Below are 1424 nucleotides of genomic sequence, written 5' to 3' on the forward strand. Positions count from 1 at the left end.
GTATATGTTCTACGAGGAAGGTCGTACTCAACAAGAAATTGGTCAACTTATAGGACGATCAAGGCATGGGGTTCAACGAAGGCTAAATCGATTACGAAAAAATAAATTGACCACTTAAAGGGCTTATCCTTTACGTATTTTAAATTATATATTCATTCAATATTAAAATAATCTTAAAAACAAGAAAGCATTCTTCTACATGACAAAAATCGTTTTTATAGCAAAAATATGTTATTATTTAACTCCAGTTATAGTTCCCCTTAAAAATCTCCCTCACTCCGAGAGGCCATTCGAATGAGGGAGCCTTTTTCTTATTTAACTACTGAAGAAACTTCCACTCTTTCTTTTTCTTTTATAGTGATGATGTCCATAACTCCCATGATCACGATGACTTTTGCTATGATCATCGCTGCTACTGTAACTTTTAAAAGGTTTTGATCTTCCTCTTTTGTAATCACTACTACTRTAAYGCTTATGYTTATTATTCATTAGTGAATCAAACAGTTTCTTRAACATGATTTACTCACTCCTCATAATCATTTTAAATCTATGAAAAACAAAAAACGCTTTTATCTTTCTAGTAGATAAAAGCGTTCGATGTATAGACGCAGACTTCACCTAACTAAAAACGTAGGCAAAGGTCTTGCTAACAATTAAAATTGCTAACAAAGCCGGAAACAAAATGTTTCGTAATGACGACTATTGTTGTACAGCTACTCCCCCTTGGAATATTAAGTTTGTTCAATGATATCTTAGGCCAATTCTATAAGTCAATTGATAACCAATCAGCGACTACCTTTCAAAATCTCGTTCCTGCTGTTTATTTCGGTTATGAATCCCACTTACATTGATAGCGAATAATGGAAAATGGGAGTTTGATACAAGAAGTGTATTCTTTAAAAAAAGACACATAGATACCTAATAGAATCTGGCCATATATCTAAGTGTTGTTTTTTTGTGCATAACATCTCATTGAATCCCTCTTTGCTCTTAAATTTGGTTTGTTAGAATTCGGTCAATTAAACCATACTCTTTTGCAGAATCGGCATTTAGAAAATAATCACGATCTGTATCTCTTTCAATTTCTTTTATTGTTCTTCCTGTATGGTAAGCCAGTAACTTATTTAGTCGATTCCTCATACTTAGGATTCTTTTAGCACTGATATCAATGTCAGATGCTTGCCCCTTAGCCCCGCCTAATGGCTGATGAATCATAATTTCACTATTGGGAAGGCAAAATCGTTTTCCTTTTTTACCACCAGCAAGTAAAAAAGCCCCCATTGATGCAGCTATTCCAATGCATAATGTACTTACATCTGGACGGACTTGTTGCATGGTATCGTAAATTCCCAAGCCATCTGTGATAGACCCTCCTGGTGAGTTAATGTAAATAGTGATGTCCTTTTTGTCATCCTCTGCTTGCA

At 34.5% G+C, this 1424-nt stretch carries 2 protein-coding genes; both read right to left on the reverse strand.

What is annotated here, in order from left to right; translation table 11 throughout:
* Positions 1-315: 315 nt before the first annotated feature.
* A complete protein-coding gene (locus tag AC1DRF_RS27735) occupies positions 316-516 on the reverse strand; it encodes a hypothetical protein (RefSeq protein ID WP_477742274.1) in 201 nt (66 codons plus the stop codon).
* Between the two features lie 474 nt (positions 517-990).
* Positions 991-1424: ATP-dependent Clp protease proteolytic subunit (locus tag AC1DRF_RS27740; RefSeq protein ID WP_477742275.1), on the reverse strand; the 434-nt coding region annotated here is incomplete at its 5' end.

It is taken from the genome of Priestia sp. P5_B4 (assembly GCF_056400385.1).